The sequence below is a fragment of the Actinocorallia sp. A-T 12471 genome, assembly GCF_033875155.1.
Taxonomy (GTDB): Bacteria; Actinomycetota; Actinomycetes; order Streptosporangiales; family Streptosporangiaceae; genus Actinocorallia.
In genome coordinates, this window is sequence record NZ_JAWZTE010000004.1 from 282,015 (window position 1) to 302,704 (window position 20,690).

General features: G+C 72.1%; 19 protein-coding genes. 10 read left to right on the forward strand and 9 right to left on the reverse strand.

The annotated features are described in order from the left end of the window. The first annotated feature begins 2 nt into the window (after positions 1-2). The 8 genes from R9X44_RS13630 to R9X44_RS13665 are packed head-to-tail and all read left to right on the forward strand — an operon-like array spanning position 3 to position 9,538. On the forward strand, positions 3-1,382 hold the full coding sequence (locus tag R9X44_RS13630) for an aromatic ring-hydroxylating dioxygenase subunit alpha (RefSeq protein ID WP_319814479.1): 1,380 nt from the start codon (positions 3-5) through the stop codon (positions 1,380-1,382). Between the two features lie 41 nt (positions 1,383-1,423). Beyond that, positions 1,424-3,262 carry an NAD(P)/FAD-dependent oxidoreductase gene (locus R9X44_RS13635; protein WP_319814480.1) on the forward strand — a complete coding sequence of 613 codons (1,839 nt, stop codon included), beginning with the start codon at positions 1,424-1,426 and terminating at the stop codon, positions 3,260-3,262. Further along, a complete protein-coding gene (locus R9X44_RS13640) occupies positions 3,255-4,190 on the forward strand; it encodes an SDR family NAD(P)-dependent oxidoreductase (protein WP_319814481.1) in 936 nt (311 codons plus the stop codon). Before R9X44_RS13635 ends, R9X44_RS13640 begins: the two co-directional genes overlap by 8 nt. Beyond that, entirely contained in the window at positions 4,187-5,893 is a 1,707-nt protein-coding gene (locus tag R9X44_RS13645; protein WP_319814482.1) for a thiamine pyrophosphate-binding protein, read from the forward strand. Before R9X44_RS13640 ends, R9X44_RS13645 begins: the two co-directional genes overlap by 4 nt. 27 nt (positions 5,894-5,920) lie before the next feature. Continuing rightward, positions 5,921-7,357 carry an aldehyde dehydrogenase family protein gene (locus R9X44_RS13650; RefSeq protein ID WP_319814483.1) on the forward strand — a complete coding sequence of 479 codons (1,437 nt, stop codon included), beginning with the start codon at positions 5,921-5,923 and terminating at the stop codon, positions 7,355-7,357. A 32-nt stretch (positions 7,358-7,389) separates the two neighbouring features. Next, positions 7,390-8,217: a TauD/TfdA family dioxygenase gene (locus R9X44_RS13655; RefSeq protein ID WP_319814484.1), complete on the forward strand. Its 828-nt coding sequence runs from the start codon at positions 7,390-7,392 to the stop codon at positions 8,215-8,217. Then, the gene (locus tag R9X44_RS13660) at positions 8,214-8,957 is read left to right on the forward strand and encodes an SDR family NAD(P)-dependent oxidoreductase (RefSeq protein ID WP_319814485.1); all 744 of its coding nucleotides are present in this window, start codon (positions 8,214-8,216) and stop codon (positions 8,955-8,957) included. The genes R9X44_RS13655 and R9X44_RS13660 overlap by 4 nt, the downstream gene beginning before the upstream one ends. After that, positions 8,954-9,538 carry a carboxymuconolactone decarboxylase family protein gene (locus tag R9X44_RS13665; RefSeq protein ID WP_319814486.1) on the forward strand — a complete coding sequence of 195 codons (585 nt, stop codon included), beginning with the start codon at positions 8,954-8,956 and terminating at the stop codon, positions 9,536-9,538. Before R9X44_RS13660 ends, R9X44_RS13665 begins: the two co-directional genes overlap by 4 nt. A gap of 4 nt (positions 9,539-9,542) precedes the next feature. Here the strand turns inward: R9X44_RS13665 and R9X44_RS13670 are convergent, their stop codons facing one another. From R9X44_RS13670 to R9X44_RS13690, 5 genes are all read right to left on the reverse strand, one after another. Then, positions 9,543-10,235: a 4-carboxy-4-hydroxy-2-oxoadipate aldolase/oxaloacetate decarboxylase gene (locus tag R9X44_RS13670; protein ID WP_319814487.1), complete on the reverse strand. Its 693-nt coding sequence runs from the start codon at positions 10,233-10,235 to the stop codon at positions 9,543-9,545. 88 nt (positions 10,236-10,323) lie between these two features. Next, positions 10,324-11,595, reverse strand: coding sequence for an acetyl-CoA hydrolase/transferase family protein (locus R9X44_RS13675; RefSeq protein ID WP_319814488.1), 1,272 nt, complete (start codon positions 11,593-11,595; stop codon positions 10,324-10,326). Then, positions 11,592-12,476, reverse strand: a complete 885-nt coding sequence (locus R9X44_RS13680) for a CoA ester lyase (RefSeq protein ID WP_319814489.1) — start codon at positions 12,474-12,476, stop codon at positions 11,592-11,594. Before R9X44_RS13680 ends, R9X44_RS13675 begins: the two co-directional genes overlap by 4 nt. 11 nt (positions 12,477-12,487) lie before the next feature. Next, on the reverse strand, positions 12,488-13,657 hold the full coding sequence (locus tag R9X44_RS13685; RefSeq protein WP_319814490.1) for an acyl-CoA dehydrogenase family protein: 1,170 nt from the start codon (positions 13,655-13,657) through the stop codon (positions 12,488-12,490). A gap of 2 nt (positions 13,658-13,659) precedes the next feature. Continuing rightward, a complete protein-coding gene (locus R9X44_RS13690; RefSeq protein WP_319814491.1) occupies positions 13,660-14,817 on the reverse strand; it encodes a CoA transferase in 1,158 nt (385 codons plus the stop codon). Positions 14,818-14,959: 142 nt separating this feature from the next. On the opposite strand from R9X44_RS13690, the gene R9X44_RS13695 reads away from it, so the two are divergent. Further along, positions 14,960-16,492, forward strand: a complete 1,533-nt coding sequence (locus R9X44_RS13695; protein ID WP_319814492.1) for a class I adenylate-forming enzyme family protein — start codon at positions 14,960-14,962, stop codon at positions 16,490-16,492. Between the two features lie 33 nt (positions 16,493-16,525). Further along, positions 16,526-17,320, forward strand: a complete 795-nt coding sequence (locus tag R9X44_RS13700) for a FadR/GntR family transcriptional regulator (RefSeq protein ID WP_319814493.1) — start codon at positions 16,526-16,528, stop codon at positions 17,318-17,320. A 107-nt stretch (positions 17,321-17,427) separates the two neighbouring features. On the opposite strand, the gene R9X44_RS13705 is transcribed toward R9X44_RS13700, so the two are convergent. From R9X44_RS13705 to R9X44_RS13720, 4 genes are all read right to left on the reverse strand, one after another. Beyond that, entirely contained in the window at positions 17,428-17,955 is a 528-nt protein-coding gene (locus tag R9X44_RS13705; protein WP_319814494.1) for a hypothetical protein, read from the reverse strand. A gap of 337 nt (positions 17,956-18,292) precedes the next feature. Beyond that, on the reverse strand, positions 18,293-18,994 hold the full coding sequence (locus tag R9X44_RS13710; protein ID WP_319814495.1) for a TetR/AcrR family transcriptional regulator: 702 nt from the start codon (positions 18,992-18,994) through the stop codon (positions 18,293-18,295). Between the two features lie 190 nt (positions 18,995-19,184). Then, positions 19,185-19,991: an acyl-CoA thioesterase domain-containing protein gene (locus R9X44_RS13715; RefSeq protein ID WP_319814496.1), complete on the reverse strand. Its 807-nt coding sequence runs from the start codon at positions 19,989-19,991 to the stop codon at positions 19,185-19,187. Then, entirely contained in the window at positions 19,988-20,611 is a 624-nt protein-coding gene (locus tag R9X44_RS13720) for a TetR/AcrR family transcriptional regulator (RefSeq protein ID WP_319814497.1), read from the reverse strand. The genes R9X44_RS13715 and R9X44_RS13720 overlap by 4 nt, the downstream gene beginning before the upstream one ends. Between the last annotated feature and the right edge of the window lie 79 nt (positions 20,612-20,690).

Consider the following 20,690-nt stretch of genomic DNA (forward strand, 5'->3'; position numbering starts at 1 on the left):
TCATGAGCGAAACCGCAGGGAACGAGGCGGCCGAGGACCTGACGCGGCCGCTCACCATCGGCGTCGACGCCTATATCTCCCAGGAGTGGGCGCGGGCCGAGCGCGACAGGCTGTGGGCGAAGGTGTGGCAGCAGGTCGGCCGGGTCGAGGAGCTGCCCGAGGTCGGCGACTTCCTCACCTACGACATCCTCGACGACTCCGTCATCATCGTGCGCACCGCGCCGGACGAGATCCGCGCTCACTACAACGTCTGCTCGCACCGGGGCCGCCGTCTCGTGGACACCCCGCCCGGCGCGCACGACGGACGCGGCAGGGGCCGTCAGTTCGTGTGCGGATTCCACGGCTGGCGCTACGACCTGGAAGGCACGTGCACGCGGGTGCCCGAGCGCGAGGACTGGCAGGGCGCGCTGACCGACAGCTCGATCAAGCTGGGCGCGGTGAAGGTCGACACCTGGGGCGGCTGGATCTGGATCAACCTCGACCCCGACGCCGAACCGCTCCTTCAGTACCTGGAGCCCGCGCCCGCGCTGCTGAAGTCGTTCGAGCTCGAGCGCTTCCGCTACCGGTGGCGGCGCTGGCTGGTGTTCGACTGCAACTGGAAGGTCGCGCTCGAGGCGTTCAACGAGACCTACCACGTGCCCTACACCCACCCGGAGTTCATCCCGTCCGGCAGCTTCCTCGGCTGGTCGCGGGTGCAGGGCAGGCACAGCAACATCGGCTTCGAGGCCCCCAAGGGCCTTGAGGAGAACCAGGGCAAGCTGCGCATCGGCGGCGGCGTCGACGCGCGCGTCTCGACCGCGGAGATGCAGAACTTCATCTGGGAGAACGCCAACACCAACACCACCGAGACGCTGGTGGAGGTGGCCAACCGGCTGTCGGCCGAGCTGCCCGAGGGCACCCCGCCCGACCAGGTCGCCAAGTACTGGCTGGAGACCGCGCGGCGCGAGGACGCCGAGCGCGGCGTCGTCTGGCCGACCGTCGACCCCGAGGCGGTCGCCGCGAGCGGGACGGCCTGGCAGATCTTCCCGAACTTCCAGATCGGCCACGGCCAGAACAACATGCTCTGCTACAGCGCCCGGCCCTACGGCTACGACCCCGACAAGTGCATCTTCGAGGTCGCGGTCTACCAGCTGTACGCGCCGGGCGAGGAGCCGCAGACCGAGTGGGTGTACACCCCGCAGGACCATCCGGACTGGCGGACCGTCCTGCCGCAGGACTTCTCCAACATGGCGGCCGTCCAGCGCGGCATGAAGGCGCGCGGGTTCACCGGCCCGAAGCCCAACCCGTACCGCGAGCGCGCGGTGGCCAACCTGCACCACAACCTCGCCAGGTACATGGGCGAGGGCGCGCCGCGTCCGCTGCGCCCGCGCGACCTTGACTGAGGCAGCCCCATCCCCTTTGACGCCCTAGCCCGAGGACCCCCATGCAGAACTGCGCACCCACGGTGACCCCCGAGATCGACCGCGACGCGCTCAGAGCCAGATACCTCGCCGAGCGGGACAAGCGGCTGCGGCCAGAAGGCCAGGCCCAGTACGTCACGGCCGAGGGCGAGTTCGAGGACTTCTACGAGGCCGACCCCTACACGCCGGTGACGCCGCGCCCGCCCGTGGTCGAGGAGATCGACGTCGCGGTGCTCGGCGGCGGCTTCGCCGGGCTGATCGCCGGAGCGAGGATCAAGCAGGCCGGGGTGTCCTCGCTGCGGATCATCGAGCTGGGCGGCGACTTCGGCGGCGTCTGGTACTGGAACCGCTACCCCGGCATCCAGGTCGACAACGACGCGGCGTGCTACCTGCCGCTGCTCGAAGAGGTCGGCTACATCCCCAGGGAGAAGTACCCGCACGGCGACGAGGTCTTCGAGCACTGCCAGCGCATCGGCAGGCACTTCGACCTGTACGAGAACGCCCTGTTCCAGACGCTGGTGAAGTCCCTCGAATGGGACGCGGCGACCGAGCGGTGGCGGATCGGCACCAACCGGGGCGACGCGATCAGCGCGCGGTTCGTGGTGATGTGCCAGGGCCCGTTCAACAAGCCGAAGCTGCCCGGCATCCCCGGCATCGCCGACTTCCAGGGCCACACCTTCCACACCGCACGGTGGGACTACGCCTACACCGGCGGCGACAGCCGGGGCGGACTCGACGGGCTCGCGGGCAAGAAGGTCGCGGTCATCGGCACCGGCGCGAGCGGCGTCCAGGTGATCCCGCACATCGCCCGCTCGGCCGAGCACCTGTACGTCTTCCAGCGGACCCCTTCCTACATAGACGAGCGCGGCAACGTCCCCACCGACCCCGAGTGGGTGAAGACGCTGAAGCCCGGCTGGCAGGAGGAGATCCGCCGCAACTTCCACGCCGCCGCGTTCGAGGCGTTCGCGCCCGGCCAGCCCGACCTCGTCTGCGACGGCTGGACCGAGGTGAGCCGCAACCTCGCCGCGCACCTCGACGCGACGAACGGCTGGGCCGCGCTCGCCGACCCTGCGAAGTTCATGGAGCTGCGCGAGATCGAGGACTACAAGGCGATGCAGCGCCTGCGCGACCGGATCGACGTGCTCGTGGACGACCCCGCGACGGCCGAGGCGCTGAAGCCGTACTACCGGTTCCTGTGCAAGCGGCCGTGCTTCAGCGACCAGTACCTGCCGACGTTCAACCGGGCGAACGTGACGCTGGTCGACGTGTCGGCGAGCCAGGGCGTCGAGCGGATCACCGCCAAGGGCGTCGTCGCGGGCGGCGTCGAGCACGAGGTCGACTGCGTCATCTTCGCCAGCGGCTTCGAGATCACCACCGACCTCGACCGCCGGCTCGGCATCCAGCCGTTCGCCGGACGCGATGGCCTGTCCCTCTACGACCACTGGGCCGACGGCTACCGCACCCTGCACGGGGTGATGAGCCACGGCTTCCCGAACCAGTTCTTCACCGGCTTCCTCCAGGGCGGCGTCACCGCGAGCACGACCGCGATGTTCGAGCAGCAGGCGCGGCACATCGCCCACATCGTCGGCGAGACCCTCGCGCGCGGCGCGACCACCGTGGAGCCGACCCAGGAGGCACAGGACGCCTGGGTCAGCACCATCCGGGAGACCGCCGTGGACAACACGACGTTCCAGCGCGAATGCACGCCCGGCTACTACAACAACGAGGGCGAGACCAAGATCCGCTCGCACCTCGGCGAGCCGTACTGGCCGGGCTTCTACGCGCTGGAAGACCTGCTCGAGGCGTGGCGCGGCAAGGGCGACCTCGAAGGACTCGCGCTGGGCGGGGGCACGGATGCCTGACCTGCGGTTCGACGGCCGGGTCGCGGTCGTCACCGGCGCGGGGCGCGGGCTCGGCCGCCAGTACGCGCTGCTGCTCGCCGCGCGCGGCGCGAAGGTCGTCGTCAACGACCCGGGCGGCGCGCTGTCCGGCGAGGGGTCCGACGACGGGCCCGCGCACGAGGTCGTCGGGGAGATCACCGAGGCGGGCGGCGAGGCGGTCGCGAGCACCGCGTCGGTCGCCACGGCCGAGGGCGGCCGGGAGATCGTCGAGACCGCCGTCAAGCACTACGGGCGGATCGACGTCCTGGTGCACAACGCCGGAATCGTCCGTCCCGGGTCGCTGAAGGAGATGTCCTACGCGGACTTCGACGCGGTCCTCGACGTCCATCTGCGCGGCGCGTTCCATGTCGTGCGGCCCGCGTTCCCGCTGATGGCCGAGGCCGGGTACGGGCGGATCGTGCTGACGTCGTCCATCGGCGGCCTGTACGGCAACCACAAGGTGGCCAACTACGGGATGGCCAAGGCCGGGATCATCGGCCTGTCCAACGTCGTCGCGCTGGAAGGCGCGGCCGAGGGCGTGACGTGCAACGTGATCGTGCCGGGCGCGGTCACCAGGATGGCCGAGGGCATCGACACCTCCGCCTACCCGCCGATGGGGCCCGAGCTCGTCGCGCCGGTCGTCGGCTGGCTCGCGCACGAGACCTGCTCGATCACCGGCGAGCTGCTCGTGTCGATCGCCGGCCGCGTCGCGCGCGCCTTCGTCGCCGAGACGCCCGGCGTGCACCGGCCGTCCTGGACCGTCGAGGACGTCGCGGCCGAGCTCGCCGCGATCCGCGACCCGGCTGAGCCGTGGGTCCTGCCGGTGGTCCCGTCGGCGCACGTCGACCACATCCGCAACAGCTTCGCGATGGCCGCGCCAGGCAGCGCGGGAGAGCAGGGGACGACATGACGGTCAAGGTCTACGAACGCATCCTCCAGCTGCTGGAGGCCGAGGGCGTGAACACGATCTTCGGGATTCCCGATCCTAACTTCGTGCACATGTTCCATCTCGCCGAGGAGCGGGGCTGGAACGTCGTCGCGCCGCACCACGAGGAGTCGGCCGGGTTCATGGCCGAGGCGGTGTCCCGGATGACGGGCGGGCCCGCGGTCTGCATCGGCACGCTCGGGCCCGGCGTGGCCAACCTCGCCGGGGCGATGATGTGCGCGAAGGTCGAGAACTCCCCGGTGATCTTCCTGGGCGGGCAGCGGGCGCGCATCACCGAGCAGCGGGTGCGGCGCGGCCGCATCCAGTTCGTCAAGCAGGCCGAGCTGTTCGAGCCGTCGGTGAAGTACTGCGCGAGCATCGAGTACGCCGACCAGACCGACGAGGTCATCCGCGAGGGCCTGCGCAAGGCCCTCACCGGGACGCCTGGGCCGGTCTACATCGAGTACCCGTCGCACGTCATCCTCGAAGAGCTCGACGTGCCCGACGCGCTGCCGCCGTCGCGGTACCGGCTCGTCGGGCAGACCGCCGGGCAGGACCGGATTGACGAGGCCGCGCGGCTCATCCGGGAGGCCCAGCGGCCGATCATCCTTGCCGGACACGGCGTGCACACCACGCGGGCGGGCGCGTCGGTCAAGGAACTGGCCGACCTGATGGCGTGTCCGGTCATCCAGACGTCCGGCGGCACCTCCTACATCAAGGGCCTGGAAGACAGGACGTTCCCTTACGGGTTCTCGCCTTCGGCGATCGAGGCGGTCGTCAGCTCCGACCTCTGTCTGGCGATCGGGACCGAACTTGGCGAGCCCGTCCATTACGGACGGGGACGGCACTGGGTCGCCGGGGAGGCCGCGAGGTCGTGGGTGCTCATCGAGCAGGACCCGGAGGCGATCGGCGTCAACCGGCCGATCGACGTGCCGCTGGTCGGCGACCTGCGCGCGATCGTGCCGCAGCTTTCCGCGGCGTTGAAGGACACGCCGCGCGAGCCGTCGCCCGACCTCGACCGCTGGATTCGTGAGGATGCCGAGCGCCTCGCCGAACTCGCCGCGACTGCGCCGTCCGGGATGTCGCCGGTCCACCCGGCCCGGCTGATCGTCGAGGCGACCAAGGTGTTCCCCGCCGACGGGATCATGGTCCGCGACGGCGGCGCGACCACGATCTTCGGCTGGACGTACTCCCAGGCCAAGCCGCACGACGTCATGTGGAACCAGAACTTCGGCCACCTCGGCACCGGCCTGCCCTACGCCGTCGGGGCCGGGGTCGCCGCCGGGGGCACGCGGCCGATGATGCTCATCACCGGCGACTCCTCCTTCCAGTTCCACATCGCCGAACTGGAGACCGCTGCCCGGCTCAACCTTCCGCTGGTGTGCGTCGTCGCCGTCGACTACGCGTGGGGCCTAGAGGTCGGCGTCTACAAGCGCACGTTCGGCCCCGGCTCGCTGGAGACCGGCACGCACTGGAGCACCGAGACCCGGCTCGACAAGGTCGCCGAGGGGTTCGGCTGCTACGGCGAGTACGTCGAGCGTGACGAGGACATCGCGCCCGCCATCAAGCGCGCTTACGCCTCGGGCAAGACCGCGGTCATCCACGTCGCGGTCGACCCGAAGGCGAACTCCGAGGAGATGCCCAGCTACGACGAGTTCCGCACCTGGTACGCCGAGGGCACCCAGTGACTCCCCACCCCGGAAAAAGGACAGACCATGCGTGAGTACCTGAAGTTCTACATAGGCGGGCAGTGGGTCGACCCGGCCGGGGACACCGCGTTCGACGTGGTCAACCCGGCGACCGAGGAGGTGGCGGGCAGGGTCGCGGCGGGCAACGCGGTCGACGTCGACCGTGCCGTCGCCGCCGCGCGCGCCGCGTTCCCCGCCTGGTCGGCGACTTCCGTGGCCGAGCGGGTGGCGCTGCTCCAGCGCGTCCTCGACGGCTACACCAAGCGCGCCCCCGACCTCGGGGCCGCGCTCACCGAGGAGATGGGCGCGCCGAAGGGCCTCGCCAACGGCTTCCAGGTCGACCTCGCGGCGGGCCACCTGGTGAAGGCGATCGAACTCCTCGAAGGGTTCTCCTTCGAGGAGCGGCGCGGCCCGACCCTCGTCGTCCGGGAGCCGATCGGGGTGTGCGGGCTCATCACCCCGTGGAACTGGCCGATGAACCAGATCGCGGTGAAGCTGTTCCCTGCCCTGGCGACCGGCAACACCGTGGTGCTGAAGCCGTCGGAGCGCTCACCGTTCACCGCGCACATCTTCGCCGAGATCCTTGATGCGGCGGGCGTCCCGGCCGGGGTGTTCAACCTCGTGCAGGGCGACGGGCCGAGCGTCGGCGTGCCGCTGTCGGCCCACCCGGACGTGGACATGATCTCGTTCACCGGCTCGACCCGCGCGGGCGTCGAGATCGCGCGGAACGCCGCCCCGACCGTCAAGCGGGTGACGCAGGAGCTGGGCGGCAAGGGCCCGAACATCGTCCTTGACGACGCCTCGTTCGCCGCGAACGTCGCGGGCGGGGTCGGCGCGATGATGGGCAACTCGGGCCAGACGTGCAGCGCGCCGGCCCGGATGCTGGTGCCCGCCGCGCGGATGGCCGAGGCGATCGAGATCGCGAAGGAGACCGCCGCGCAGGTCACCGTGGGCGACCCGCTCGGCGAGTTCACGATCGGGCCCGTCGTCTCGGCCTCGCAGTTCGAGCACGTCCAGGCGCTCATCCAGAAGGGCGTTGACGAGGGCGCGACGCTCGTGGCGGGCGGCCCGGGCCGTCCCGAAGGGCTTGACCGCGGCTACTACGTGAAGCCGACGGTCTTCGCCGACGTCACCCCCGACATGACCGTCGCCCGCGAGGAGATCTTCGGTCCCGTCCTGGTCATCCTCGGTTACGCCGACCTCGACCACGCCGTCGAGATCGCCAACGACACCGAGTACGGCCTCGCCGCCTACGTCGCGGGCGAGGACCTGGACACCGCACGCTCCCTGGCCCGCCGCATCCGCGCGGGCTGGGTCAACATCAACGACGGGTTCGACTTCGGCTGCCCGTTCGGCGGCTACAAGAAGAGCGGCAACGGGCGCGAGTGGGGCGACTACGGCTTCCAGGAGTACCTGGAGGTCAAGGGAATCCTCGGCTACGCGCCGGACGACGCGGCCTCCTGAGGCCCCCGCAGAGCCCGCAGAAAGGAAGAACGATGCCCGCGATCGCCACGCGGAGACTGAGCGAGCACGTCGGCGCGGAGGTCCTCGACGTCGACCTCGACCGGCTGCTGCACGACGACGACCTGCCGGGCGCGTGCATGGACGCGCTCGAGGAGCACGGGGTGCTGCTGTTCCGCGCCCTGCACGTGGACGACGCCGCGCAGGTGGCGTTCTGCCGGAGGCTGGGCGACCTCGTCCAGTTCCCGAAGTACGCCAATCCGGACGTCATGGAGATCAGCTTCGACCCGGGCAACCCCAACGTCGAGTACTTCGCCAGCAACGACTACTGGCACATCGACGGCGCACTTGACGACGTCCCGGCCAAGGCATCTATCCTCAGCGCGCGGGTGACCGCAAGCGTCGGCGGTGAGACGGAGTTCGCGAGCACCTACGCGGCCTACGACATGCTCACCGACGCGGAGAAGGCGCAGTACGCCAACCTGCGGGTGGTGCACACCTTCGAGGCGATCCAGCGGCTCACCTACGCCGACCCGACGCCCGCGCAGATCGCGGAGTGGGCGTCGCGGACCGTGCGCGAGCACCCGCTGGTGTGGGAGCACCGCACGGGCCGCAGGTCCGTGGTGTTCGGCGCGACCGCGTCGCACATCGTCGGGATGGACGTCGCCGAGGGCAGGGCGCTGCTGGCCGACCTCCAGGCGCGGGCGACCGCGCCGGACCGTATCCTGCGGCACTCCTGGAGCGTGGGCGACATGGTGATCTGGGACAACCGCGGCCTCGTCCACCGGGCGTGCGCGTTCGACAGGACCGAGCCGCGCCGCATGCACCGCACGACGCTCGTCGGCGACGAGGCGATCGTATGAGCGGCCGTACCGCGATCGTCACGGGCGGCGCTTCGGGGATCGGCGCTGCGGTCGCCCGTCGGCTTGCCGCCGACGGGACACGGGTCGCCCTGTTCGACCTCGACGGTGACGCCGCCGCCGAGACCGCGACGGCGATCGAGAAGGACGGCGGTACCGCGTTCGGGATCGCCGTGGACGTCACCGATCGTGCCGCGATCGACGCCGCCGTGGCCGAGACCGAGGCGCGGCTGGGCCGTCCGACGATCCTGGTGACCAGCGCGGGCCGGGCCGCCGTCCAGCCGACGCTTGAGGTGTCGGGCGAGGAGTGGCGGCGGCTGCTCGCGGTCAACCTCACCGGCACGTTCGACTGCTGCCAGGCCGTCCTTCCCGGCATGGTCGCCGAGGGATGGGGGCGGATCGTCACGATCTCGTCGTCAAGCGTGCATGGCGGCGCTGCGGCGATGGCCGGGTATGTGGCGGCGAAATCGGGCGTGGTCGGGCTGACGAAGGTGCTCGCGCTGGAGTTCGCCAAGCACGGGATCACGGTCAACACCGTGCCGCCCGGGTTCGTTGACTCCCCGATGCTGCGCGACACCGTCGCGCGCGGGTTCGTTGACCTCGACCAGCAGATCGGGCGGACCCCGGTCGGCCGGGTCGGGCGGCCCGAGGACGTCGCGGCCGCGTGCGCGTACCTCGTGAGCGAGGACGCGTCGTATGTCACCGGGCAGGTCATCGGCGTGAACGGGGGCCGCAACACATGAGCGACGGCGTCCGGCTGCCGCCCGTGCCCAGGGCCGAGTGGTCGGCGGAGATGACGGAGTTCGTCGAGGGGTTCCAGTCGGCGGTCAGGGGCGGCGGGTCGGCCGAGGGCCACCAGTCGGGCTCGAACCTCCTCGGCGTCTTCGCCCGCCACCCTGCCCTCGCCAAGGCATACCTGGTGTTCAACGGGCATCTGCTGAACGGGTCGGCGCTCAGCGCGCGGCAGCGCGAACTGCTGATCCTGCGCGTCGCCCATCTGAGCGCGTGCCCGTACGAGTGGGCGCAGCACACGATCCTCGGCGTCCGCGCGGGCCTCACCCCCGAGGAGATCGCCCGCATCCCCGACGGCCCCGGGCCCGGCTGGGCCGTCGGGGACGTGGCGCTGCTCGCCGCCGCCGACGACCTCCTCACCCGGGGGGAGGTCTCCACCGAGACCTGGACCGCGCTCGCGGATTCCTTTGACGACCGGGGCGTCATGGACGTCGTCTTCACCGTCGGGGCCTATGCGCTGCTCGCCATGGCGCTGCGCTCGTTCGGCGTCCAGCCGGAGGCGGAGCTCCTCCCCCACCTCCCGTCCGGCTGACGGCTCAGCGCTCGGGGAGGTCGTCCACGTACTGGACGCCGAGACCGTCGATGAGGCCGCGCAGGCCGTACATGTCGAGGCCGAGTTCGCCGTTCTCGAAGCGCGCGCGCTTGGCCTGCTCGGCTGCGAGCCGCTTACGGGCCGTCGCCAGCACTTCGGGAGCGGTGGACCGGGGGACGCACACGACGCCGTCGTCGTCGGCCACGATCACGTCGCCCGCGCGCACGAGCCGGCCGCCGCAGACGACCGGCACGTTCACCGAACCCGGGCTCGTCTTGACCGGGCCCTGTGCGCTCACCGCGCGCGCCCACACCGGGAAGCCCATCGCGCGCAGCTCGGCGATGTCGCGGACGCCCGCGTCCGTCACGACGCCGACGACGCCCCTGGCGCGCAGTGACGTCGCGAGCAGCTCGCCGAGCACCGCGACGGTCGACGGCGACGTGGTCGTGGCGACCAGGACGTCGCCCTCCCGGCACAGCTCGACCGCCGCGTGGATCATCAGGTTGTCGCCGGGACGGCACACTACGGTCACCGCAGCGCCCGCGATAGCCGCGCCCTCCTGGCGCGCGCCGACCTCGGGCGAGACGAGCCCGCCGCCGAGCGCCTCGTGGACCGTCGCGACGCCCGCCGCGCGCAGCCCCGCGACGGTCTCTGCGTCCGGACGCGCGACGTTCCTGACGACGTAATGCCCTGCCATGGGTCGGTCCCCTCAAGCGCGCTCGAAGGCCGCCCGTGGGCGGCCCTCGGCGTAGACGATCACAGGAGACCCAGGTTAGAGCGCCCGGTCAGAAGCCGCGCTTGCGGAGGGTGCGGGCCGCCTCTTCGAGCATGTCGCGGAAGGCGGGGTGGGCGATCGCGGTGAGCAGGCGGGCCCGCTCGGGCAGGGAGCGGCCCCTGAGCTCGGCGGAGCCGTACTCGGTGATGACGACGTCGACGTCGGTGCGGGCGGTGGTGACGGGCCCGGACAACGCGGGCGTGATGCGGCTGACCGTGCCGTTCTTGGCGGTGGACGGCAGGACCATGAGGGCGTGGCCGCCCGGGGAGCGCGCGCCCGCGCGGACGAAGTCGACCTGGCCGCCGGTGCCGCCGACATACGACGGGCCCGACTGCTCGGCGTTGACCTGGCCGGTGAGGTCGACCTCGAGCGCCGAGTTGACCGTCACCAGCCGCTCCACCCGCGCGAGCACCGCGGGATCGTGGGTGTAGGAGGTCGGGCACATGCGCAGCGCGGGATTGCGGTGGGCGAAGTCGTAGAGGCGGCGGGTGCCGATGAGCGCCCCGTTGATGGAGACGCCTCTGTCGATCTTCTTGCGCGCGTTGGTGACGACCCCGGCCTCCACGAGGTCGACGAGGCCGTCGCCGAGCATGCCGGAGTGGACGCCCAGGTCACGGCGGTCGCGCAGCAGCCGCAGCAGCGCGTCCGGCACCGCGCCCACCCCGGTCTGGAGCACCGAGCCGTCCTCGACGTACGCGGCGGCGTGCGCGGCGATCGCCTCGTCCACGGGGGTGATCGGGGCGGGCGGCACCTCCACGGGCTCCCGAGAGACGTGGACCGCGCAGTCGATCGCGTCGGCGGGCAGGGTCGCGCCGGGTGTGCGGGGCACCCGCTCGTTCGCCTCCGCGACGACCACGCGGGCCCGCGCGACAGCCGCGAGAACATAGTCGCTGACCAGGCCGAGGCTGTGGTTCCCGTCCGCGTCGGCCGGGCTGACCTGGACGAACGCCGCGTCACACGGCAGCGTCCCGTTCTCGATCATCGGCCCGACCTGGCTGACGTGGCACGGGATGATCCCCAGCCGGTGCGCCTTCGCCAGGCCGCGCAGCGCCCCGATCGCGCCCATGCTGGTCACCGCGAACGCCTCGGTCGCCTCGGGGGTGAGCAGCCCGGAGAAGCTCGTCGCGATGAACGCCGACAGGTCGCCGATCCCCCCGCCCTGCGCGATCAGCGCGTCGACGAGGGTGGTCGGCTCGCCGCACGCCTGCCCGAGCACGATCCGGTCGCCCGGCTTGAGGAACCGGGCCAGGTCGAGGTCGTCGGGCGTGCGGTGGACGGTCACGCCTCGCCTCCGGCGGCGAGCAGCGCGCGGGCGCGGGCAAGGTGCGGCCGGTCCAGCATCGCGCCACGGTGCCCGATCGCCCCCACGCCGGGGTGCGCGGCGAACAGCTCGACTATCTCCCGCGCGGCGTCCAGTTCCTCCTTGGACGGGGTGAAAGCCGCATTGATGACGGGCACCTGGTCGGGGTGGATGGCGAGCATGCCGCCGAACCCGTCGCGGCGCACCTTCTCGGCCCGCGCGCGCAGGCCGTCGAGGTCGCGGAAGTCGCCGTGGATGGTGTCGACGGCGGCGACGCCGGCCGCCGCAGCGCCCAGGAGGCAGAGACTGCGGGCGAGTTCGTAGGTGAAGCCGTAGCCGCCGTCGGGGGCGCGGTTGTCGCTCGCCCCGACGGCGTCGGCGAGGTCTTCCGCGCCCCACGACATCGCGACGAGGCGCGGCGCGCCCGCGTACGTGCCCGTCGTGAACATCGCCCCCGCCGTCTCGGTGACCAGCGCGGCGACGGCCGTCGTGCCGCGTTCGGTCCCGGCCGCGACCTCAAGGGCCGACATGTAGTGGTCGAGCGTCTCGACGTCGTGGCGGCCGCGCGCCTTGGGCAGCATAACGCCGCCGGGCCGGGCGGGCATGACGGCGGCGAGGTCGGCGAGCGCGTGCGGGCCGTCGAGCGGGTTGATCCGCACCCACAGCCGGTGCCGCTCCTCCGGCGCGCGCGAGGCGAGGAACCCCGCGACGCCCTCGCGCGCGGCGGCCTTGCCCTCCTCGGCGACCGCGTCCTCAAGGTCGACGATGACGGCGTCGGCGGGCCCGTCGGCGGCCTTGGCCATCTTGCGCGGGCTGTCCCCCGGCGCGAACAGCCAGGACCGCGCGGTGAAAGTGCTGTGCATCGTCCCGTCCCTCAGTACGACTTCGGCAGGCCGAGCACCTTCTCGGCGAGGTAGTTGAGGATCATGTGCGGGCTGACCGGCGCGGTGCGCGGGATCAGCACCTCGCGCAGATACCGCTCGACGTGGTACTCGCGGGCGTAGCCCATGCCGCCGAGCGTCAGCATCGCGGTGTGGCACGCCTCGAACCCGGCCTCGGCCGCGAGGTACTTGCCCGCGTTGGCCTCGACGCCGCAGTCGACGCCGTCATCGAACAGGGTCGCCGCCTTCATCACCATCAGGTTCGCCGCCTCGAGCTGCGCCCAGCACTTGGCGAGGGGGTGCTGGACACCCTGGTTCATCCCGATCGGCCGGTCGAAGACGATCCGCTCGCGCGCGTAACGCGCGGCCCGGTTCAGCGCGGCCCTGCCCAGCCCGATCGCCTCGGCGGCGAGCAAGATCCGTTCGGGGTTGAGGCCGTGCAGGATGATCTTGAACCCGTCGCCCTCCGCGCCGATGCGGTCCTCCTCGGGAATCCACACGTCCGACAGGAACAGCAGGTTCGAGTCGACGGCGTGGCGGCCCATCTTCGGGATCGAGCGCACCTCGATCCGCGCCCGGTCGAGGTCGGTGAAGAACAGGGACAGGCCCTCGGTCTTGCGCTTGACGTCCTCAAGCGGGGTCGTGCGGGCCAGCAGCATCATCTTGTCGGCGACCTGCGCGACGGAGATCCAGATCTTCTCCCCGTTCACCAGGTAACCGCCGTCCCTGCGCTCGGCGCGGGTGCGCAGCTTCGTCGTGTCGAGCCCTGCGTCGGGCTCGGTCACCGCGAAGCAGATCTTCTGCTCGCCGGACAAAACCGGCGGGATCATCCGCTTGCGCTGTTCCTCGGTGCCGAACAGCGCGACGGGCTGCATGCTGAACACCGGGCCGTGGATGCTCGACGCCGCCGTCATCCCGCCGCCCGACTCCGCGACCGCCTGCATCATGACGGCCGCCTCGGTGATGCCGAGGCCCGCGCCGCCGACGTCCTCGGGCATCGCGACGCCGAGCCAGCCCGCGTCGGCCATCGCGCTGTGGAACTCGTGCGGGAAGACGCCGCGGCCGTCGAGGTCGAGCCAGTAGTCGTCGGGGAAGCGCGCGGCGCAGAAGTCGAGGACAGCCTCGCGGATGCTGCGCTGGTCCTCGGTGAGGGAGAAGTCCATCTTCAGTCTCCTGAGTCGTCGGGCCTGGCGAGGGCGTCGAGTACCTCGCGGGTGTGCGCGCCGAGCCGGGGGGCGGGCCCGGCGACCCGGCCGGGGGTGCGGGAGAACCAGGCGGGCGGGCCGGGGAAGCGCACGGGGCCGTAGGGGGAGTCGACGGTCTCGAAGAACCCGGTCTCGGCGAGGTGCGGGTCATCGAGGAGGTCGTCAAGGGTGCGGACGGGCGCGGCGGGGATGTCGAGGGAGCGCAGCAGGTCGAGCCAGGCTTCGGTGGTGCGCTCCCGGAAGGTCTCGGCGAGCAGCGCGTACACCTCGCCGATCCGCGCGGCGCGGCGTTCCAGCGTCGCGAAGTGCTCGCCCGCCCACGCCGGGCGCACCGCGTCGACGAACGCCGTCCACTGCTTGTCGTTGTAGACGAGGGCCGAGAGGTACCCGTCCTTCGTGCGGTACGGCCTTCGGTCGGGAGTCAGCGCGCGCGGGTACCCGGCGGGGCCGAGCGGCGGGGAGAACAGCGCGGCAGCCGAGTGCTCGACGAGCATGAACGCGGCCATCGTCTCGAACATGGCGACCTCGACCTCCTGGCCCTCGCCCGTCCGCTCCCGGTGGAACAGCGCGGTCATCGTGGCGTACAGGGCGGTCAAGCCGGCGACCTTGTCGGCCATGATCGTGCCGACGTACCCCGCCTCGCCCGTCAGGCTCTCCTGGACCGACGGGATCGCGCACTCGGCCTGGATCGTGTCGTCGTAGGCGGCCAGGTCGGCGTATCTGCCGCCTCGGCCGTAGCCGTAGCAGTTGGTGTAGACGACCGACGGGTTCAGCGCGGCGACGTCGTCATAGGCGAAGCCCAGACGGGCGATCGCCTTGGCGCGCATGGAGTGCACGAAGACGTCGCAGCGCTCGGCGAGGACGCGCAGCGCGGCCTTGCCGTCGGGGGTGCGCAGGTCGAGGACGACGCTGCGCTTGCCCCGGTTGACGTTGGCGAACACCCCGCCCATGCCGGGTTCCGGACCCGTCGAGACGTAGCGGGTGTCGTCGCCCGCGGGCGGCTCGATCTTGATCACGTCGGCGCCCATGTCGGCCATCATCTGGGTGCAGTACGGGCCCATGACCATCGTGGTGAGGTCGAGGACGCGCACGCCCGCGAGCGGGCCCCGTGCCGTCATCCGCCGCTCCGGTGGGGGCGGTTCGTTGTGCTGATCCGATACGCGCGTCCGCCTGGCATTCGGTCTCCTACCGGTGTTCTGCATCACTCAGCGGCGATCGTATCCATTGAATCATTATAAGGATAGTGGTACCACAGATGACGTGAGCACCCTCGGCGGCGGCCCTGCGCGCGGACAGCACCCCACCCCTTCGGCCGGGACGATCGCCCGCGTCCTCGACACGGCGCTCGCCGAGCGGCCCGACGCCCCGGCCGTCGAGGCGGCCTCGGGCGTCCTCAGCTACGCGGAACTCAATGCGCGGGCGGACAGGGCGGCGGGGGCGCTGTGGGAGCTGGGCGTCCGGCCCGGCGACAGGGTCGCGGCTTGTCTGCCGAACGATCTCGACATCGTCGTCGCCTTCCACGGGGCGCAGCGCGTCGGCGCGGTCTGGGCGGGCGTCGGGGAGGCGCTGACCGAGGCCGAGCAGCGCGACCTGCACGAGCTGTGCGAGCCGAAGGTGCTGCTCGCCGGGCCGCGCTGCCGGATCGACGTGCCCGGCCGGATCGACCCCGACGCCTGGGCCGCGCTCACCGCACGGGCGCATTCCGCCCCCGGGCCCGTCGCCGATCCCGACGCGCCGGCCGGGATCGCGTTCACCAGCGGCACGTCCGGCCGGCCCAAGGCCGTCGTGCACAGCCAGCGCAACCTCCTGCTGCCGGGCGCGGCGCTCGTCGCGAGCCGGGGGTGGGGTCCCGAGCTGCGCAAGGGCGACAGCTTCCCGCTCACCATCCTCAACCTCATGGTCCTGTCCACGCTGCTCACCGCGCGGGCGGGCGGCTGTGCGGTGATCATGGACCGGCGTGACGTCGAGGGCGTCGCCGCGTGGATCGCCGCGCGCCGCGTCACGGTGTGGAACGGCGCTCCGGCGCAGCTGCACGACCTCGCCGCCCGGCCCGACCTCGACCTGTCGGCGCTGCGCGAGGTGTGGAGCGGCGGCAGCGACACCCCCGACGACCTGCGCCGCGCCTTCGCCGCCGCGCATGGCCTCGTCCCACGCGCGACGTACGGGCTCACCGAGGCGCCGACCGTCGTCGCGATCGACCCTCCGGGCGAGGAGTGGCGGCCGGGAGCGAGCGGCCGCCTTCTCCCCCACTTCGACGTCGCCGCCTACAGCGAGCACGGCGACCGGTTGCCTTCGGGTGAAGTGGGAGAGCTCCGCCTCGCCGGGACGGCTTCCGGCACTTGGACGCCGCCGCTCGGGTACTGGGAGAAAGGCGGCGTCACGCCCTTCCCGTACAGCACCGTCCCTACCGGGGACATCGGCCGGGTCGACGGCGACGGCTGGCTGACCGTCGTGGACCGCAAGAAGCTCGTCATCGTGCGCGGCGGCGCGAACGTCTACCCGGCCGAGGTGGAAAGGGTGCTCGCCGCGCACCCCGACGTCGCGGCGGCGGCCGTGTGCGCGGTGCCTGACGCGCGGCTCGGCCAGCGCGTCGCCGCGCTCGTGCAGACCACGGGACGGCCCGTCGACGCCGCCGCGCTCACCGCCCACTGCCGCCGCACGCTCGCCGCGTACAAGGTGCCCGAGTTCTGGACGCGGGTCGCCGAGCTGCCGCGCAACGCGATGGGCAAGGTCCAGCGAACCGCGCTCCCCGCCCTGCTCGACCCCGCGCCCACCCGGCCGGAGACCCCGTGAGGACGGTCCCCCATCACTGATAACCTTATAAACATGGAGCCCGCCGAACCCACCAAGATCGGGCAGATGCGCATGGCGGAGCTCGTTGCCTCGGCGCTGCGCGAACGCATCCTCGCCGGTGGCATCACCGACGGCTCGACCCTGCCGAAACAGGACGAACTCGTCGCCCAGTTCGGGGTGAGCTACCCGTCGGTGCGTGAGGCGCTGCGCATCCTGGAGACCGAGGGCTTCGTCACCGTGCGGCGCGGAAACCGGGGCGGCGCGACGGTCCACGCCCCCGACATCGGCACCGCCGGATACGCGCTCGGCCTCACCCTCCAGGCGATGCAGGTCGACGTGCCCGACCTCGGTCAGGCCCTCGCCGTCCTCGAACCGATCTGCGCGGCGCACTGCGCGCAGCGCGAGGACAGGCTCGAGGTCGTCGTCCCGCGCCTTAGGGAGCTGCTCGCGATCAGCGAAAGCCACCTCGACGACGGCGCTGCCTTCACCCGCGCGTCACGCGAGTTCCACGACGCGGTCGTCGGCTTCGACACCAACGCCACGCTGCGCGTCGTCGTCAAGAGCCTCACCTCGCTGTGGTCGGCGCAGGAGGAGTCCTGGGCCGACACCCAGCTGTCGCGCGGCTCCTACCCGTCCCGCAGCGAACGCGTCCAAGCCCAGCGCGCCCACGAACGCCTCACCGCCGTCATCGCCGACGGCGACGCCGCCGAAGCCTCCCGCCTCGCCCAGGAACACCTCACCGCCACCCAACGCTGGGTCCTCCGCTCCCTCAGAACCCGCGTCATAGACGCCGCCTCAACCCGCACCCGAATGCGCTTCCGCCACTAACCCCCCCCCCACAGCCCGAGCTGCCGCTGAGCCGACCGAAGTCCGGTGTCTGTGGCGTGTGTCGGCGCGGCGCGGCAGGGTGAGCGTGCGTGCCTTGAGTTTGGGGGTTAGGGGTAGGGGAGGGGGCCGGTGGGGCGGAAGAGTTCTATGGGGTCGGTGGGGGGTGGGGGATGTGCGGTCGCGGCGAGGGCGCGGGCCTTGAAGAGGCGGGCCGCGCGGCTCGGCAGGTGCGGGATCGCGCCGCAGGAGCCGGGGGCGACGAGGCGGGGCGAGCCCCACAGGATCACCTCGGTGCCGCCTGACGCGGCGGCGTCGGTGAGGCGGCGCAGCCACGGGTCGACGGCGTACAGGCCCGCGTGGACGGCGACGGCGTGCGGCCTCGTCCGCAGCACCGCGGCCAGCGGCACCGGGCCGAGCGGCGCGGCGCGGGCCCCGAGGATACGCAGCGGCAGCGGGTCACCTTCCTCGACGCACAGGACAGTCGCCTCCCACCCCGCGAGCACCCTGTCGACAAGCCAGCCGCCCGCGAACCGCGCGGTCTCCGCCGCGTCCGGCGCGACCACCACAAGCCGCGGCCGCAACGCGCGGGCACGCCCCGGCGCGCCCACCCGGTGCACGGCCGCGCGCCGCGCCACGCCTCCCGCCGCGCTCCCCGGCCACCCGCCGCAACCGCCCGCTCGTCCCGACAGGCCAAGGCCCGAGCCCGCTCCCCGCCCCGAACGTCGCGGCAAGGCGTGTCGCGTGTCGTCGGGGTCGGTCATCGGGCAGGTTCCGTCGCCCGCCGGGTCGCGCTCGGATTCCTCATGGCCTGCTCCTCCGGGGGTGGGCCGCGCATATTCCGCGAGAATCTTCAGTCGGATTCGGAGAGGACGCTTACCGTGCTTAGGTAAAGGGACGTTACCACCCGGAGACCCCCGCGGAACAGCCGCCGATTCCGTGCGATCACGGGCATAATCCGGCCACCGGAGGCGGTCAGGTCCCGGCCGAGGGAACGACCAGGCCGGACCGGCAGAACCGCCACAGCGCCTCCGGGTCGGACGCCCCGGCGAAGCGCGGGCCGCCCAGCGCGCTCATCAAGGTCGCGCCCACGACGAGCTCAACAAGAACCGCGGTGAGGCGCTCGGGCGGGAGGTCGTCACGCAGGACGCCTTCTGCCGCGCCGCGCTCGATGACCTCGCGCAGCACCTCGACGAGCGGGGCAAACGCCGCGACGTAGGCGTCGGGCCGCTGCTGGGCGAGGCCCGCGTGATAGCAGGCGAGGACCCGGTTCAGCCGGTTCCACGGGTCGCTTCCCGTGGTCCCGTAGACGCGGTGGACGAGCACGCGCAGGCCGTCGAGCGCGTCGAGTCCGGCGATCTCGGCCCGCCACCGCGCGACCGACTCGGCGATGGTCTCCTCGAGCAGCGCGAGGAGCAGCTCCTCCTTGTTGGCGAAGTACTGGTAGAACGACCGCAGCGACGTGCGCGACCGCTGCACGAGCTCGTGCACGGTGAAGTCGGCGCGGCCGGTCTCCTGGAGCAGCTCCGCCGCGGTCGCCAAGTACTGCCTGCTGCGCGACACCGCCTTGGCCCGCGCCGCCTTCAGCGACCGCTCCACCACCCGGCCCTGCCACGACGCCCCCACCTGCCCGAGCGCGCCGTCCTCGAGCGCCTCCCCGCCGTCCGACGGCCCCATCACACCCTCCCGCCGCATCGCCGACGACGGCTGCTGCCGCGTCGCACACCGGACCGGAGACCCGGCCCGTGCACGCATGGTACTAGCCGGAGACCCGCACGGAAGAGGCGGAATTCCCCTTGATAAGGGCTTATTCGGAATCCGTCGAGAATTGCTCCTTATCCTTCATCGGTACACGTGTGTACCACGGTCAGGCGACGGGCTGACGGGCCTCGACCACGAGGGCCTGGGCGGACTGCCCGAGCCGTCCCGCCGAGTCGTAGAGCGCCGCGACGCTGATGCCGCTGCCGATCGGCTGGACCAGGCCCGCGCCCACAAGGCCGATCCACGGCCCCGACGGCTCCCGGGAGACGTGCAGGCTCAGTTCGGCGTTCATGAAGCTCCACTCCTCGAACGGCAGCCGCGCGTTGGTCGCGGTCGAGGCGTAGTCCGCGGCGGCCGCCGCGCGCGCTATCCCCGGCGTCGGCTCCCCCGCGAAGACGGGGACGAGGAGACGCACCCAGAGCCCCACCGTGCCCGGCTCAAGCGCGCTGGACCGCAGCCCGCTCACCGAGACGGCCGAGGCGTCGAAACAGTCCCAGCCGACTGCCTCGCGGGCCCCGCGCGTCGGCTCGGAGAGATCGGGGACCCGCGCTCCCGCGAACGGGTCGGGATGGTCGGTCACGCCGTCGGGCAGGTCGAGGTCGGCGCGGCGGACGGCGAGACACTGGGCGCGCGCGACCGGCCTGTCGCCGTCGAGCAGCGTGACGGTCTGGCGGACGACCCTCCTGCCGCCCTCGGGAGCTGACGCGCGCAGCGTCATCGGCACCGCCCTGACCGGGGCGAGGAGGTCGAACGTAACGCGTACCGGAGTCCACCCCGGCACGTCGATCCCGCACGCGAGCACCGCGGCGACCGCCGCGCCGTGCAGCGCGTCAGGCCGCCAGGGCCCGCGCGCGAGGTCCGTCGGGACGACGAGGTCGCCGTCACGCCGGAACAGCGATGCCGCTCCGCTCATGACGCGGCCTGCCGCTCGTCGGTCGCGGCGGCGACGGCAGGGGCGAGCCAGCGCCGCAGGAAAGCGCGAAGCTCGGGGCCCGAGCGGGCCGGTTCGCCGGGATCGAGCAGGAAGGACTGCACGACGCGCAACGTCCACTCGACGAGCTCGGCCCGCCGCTCGGGCCCGATGCCGCGTCCCGTCCAGTCGACGGCGGTATGGTCGAGCAGGGTGTTGCCGATCGCGCGGCCGGTGTCGGAGGTGACGCCGCGCAGCATCGACCGGCTCCCGGCCTGCGGATCGAGCAGCAGCCTGAGGTACGGCTCGGCGGGAATCTGGGCGATCGTGTACGCGACCGCCTCGACCAGCGCCTCCCCCGGGTCGGTGACCTTGCGCAGCCGCCGCGCGAGCCTGGCGAGGAACTGCCGCGTCCCGTCGAGCGCCGCCGCGAACAGCAGCGCCTCGGTGCTCGGAAAGTACCGGTACACCGTCTGCCTGCTGATCCCCAGCTCCGCCGCGACGTGCGCGATCGTCGTGGCCCCGCCCAGCTCGCCGACGCACCTGTGCGTCGCCTCCTTGATCCGCGCCGCGGCCTCACCGTCACTCGCCGGCGGCTCCCCGCCCCACCCATGTGTCCGCACCCACCCAACGTAACCCCTTCCTTGACAGGACACCAGAGAAAATGTGTACTGTCGGCACCCCACCCCGACCCCCACGCCA

Excerpts from the sequence above, each read along its gene's own strand:
- R9X44_RS13630 (WP_319814479.1), top strand. The coding sequence starts at position 3 with ATGAGCGAAACCGCAGGGAACGAGGCGGCCGAGGACCTGACGCGGCCG.
- R9X44_RS13635 (WP_319814480.1), top strand. The coding sequence starts at position 1,424 with ATGCAGAACTGCGCACCCACGGTGACCCCCGAGATCGACCGCGACGCG.
- R9X44_RS13640 (WP_319814481.1), top strand. The coding sequence starts at position 3,255 with ATGCCTGACCTGCGGTTCGACGGCCGGGTCGCGGTCGTCACCGGCGCG.
- R9X44_RS13645 (WP_319814482.1), top strand. The coding sequence starts at position 4,187 with ATGACGGTCAAGGTCTACGAACGCATCCTCCAGCTGCTGGAGGCCGAG.
- R9X44_RS13650 (WP_319814483.1), top strand. The coding sequence starts at position 5,921 with ATGCGTGAGTACCTGAAGTTCTACATAGGCGGGCAGTGGGTCGACCCG.
- R9X44_RS13655 (WP_319814484.1), top strand. The coding sequence starts at position 7,390 with ATGCCCGCGATCGCCACGCGGAGACTGAGCGAGCACGTCGGCGCGGAG.
- R9X44_RS13660 (WP_319814485.1), top strand. The coding sequence starts at position 8,214 with ATGAGCGGCCGTACCGCGATCGTCACGGGCGGCGCTTCGGGGATCGGC.
- R9X44_RS13665 (WP_319814486.1), top strand. The coding sequence starts at position 8,954 with ATGAGCGACGGCGTCCGGCTGCCGCCCGTGCCCAGGGCCGAGTGGTCG.
- R9X44_RS13670 (WP_319814487.1), bottom strand. The coding sequence starts at position 10,235 with ATGGCAGGGCATTACGTCGTCAGGAACGTCGCGCGTCCGGACGCAGAG.
- R9X44_RS13680 (WP_319814489.1), bottom strand. The coding sequence starts at position 12,476 with ATGCACAGCACTTTCACCGCGCGGTCCTGGCTGTTCGCGCCGGGGGAC.
- R9X44_RS13685 (WP_319814490.1), bottom strand. The coding sequence starts at position 13,657 with ATGGACTTCTCCCTCACCGAGGACCAGCGCAGCATCCGCGAGGCTGTC.
- R9X44_RS13690 (WP_319814491.1), bottom strand. The coding sequence starts at position 14,817 with ATGACGGCACGGGGCCCGCTCGCGGGCGTGCGCGTCCTCGACCTCACC.
- R9X44_RS13700 (WP_319814493.1), top strand. The coding sequence starts at position 16,526 with ATGGAGCCCGCCGAACCCACCAAGATCGGGCAGATGCGCATGGCGGAG.
- R9X44_RS13710 (WP_319814495.1), bottom strand. The coding sequence starts at position 18,994 with ATGGGGCCGTCGGACGGCGGGGAGGCGCTCGAGGACGGCGCGCTCGGG.
- R9X44_RS13715 (WP_319814496.1), bottom strand. The coding sequence starts at position 19,991 with ATGAGCGGAGCGGCATCGCTGTTCCGGCGTGACGGCGACCTCGTCGTC.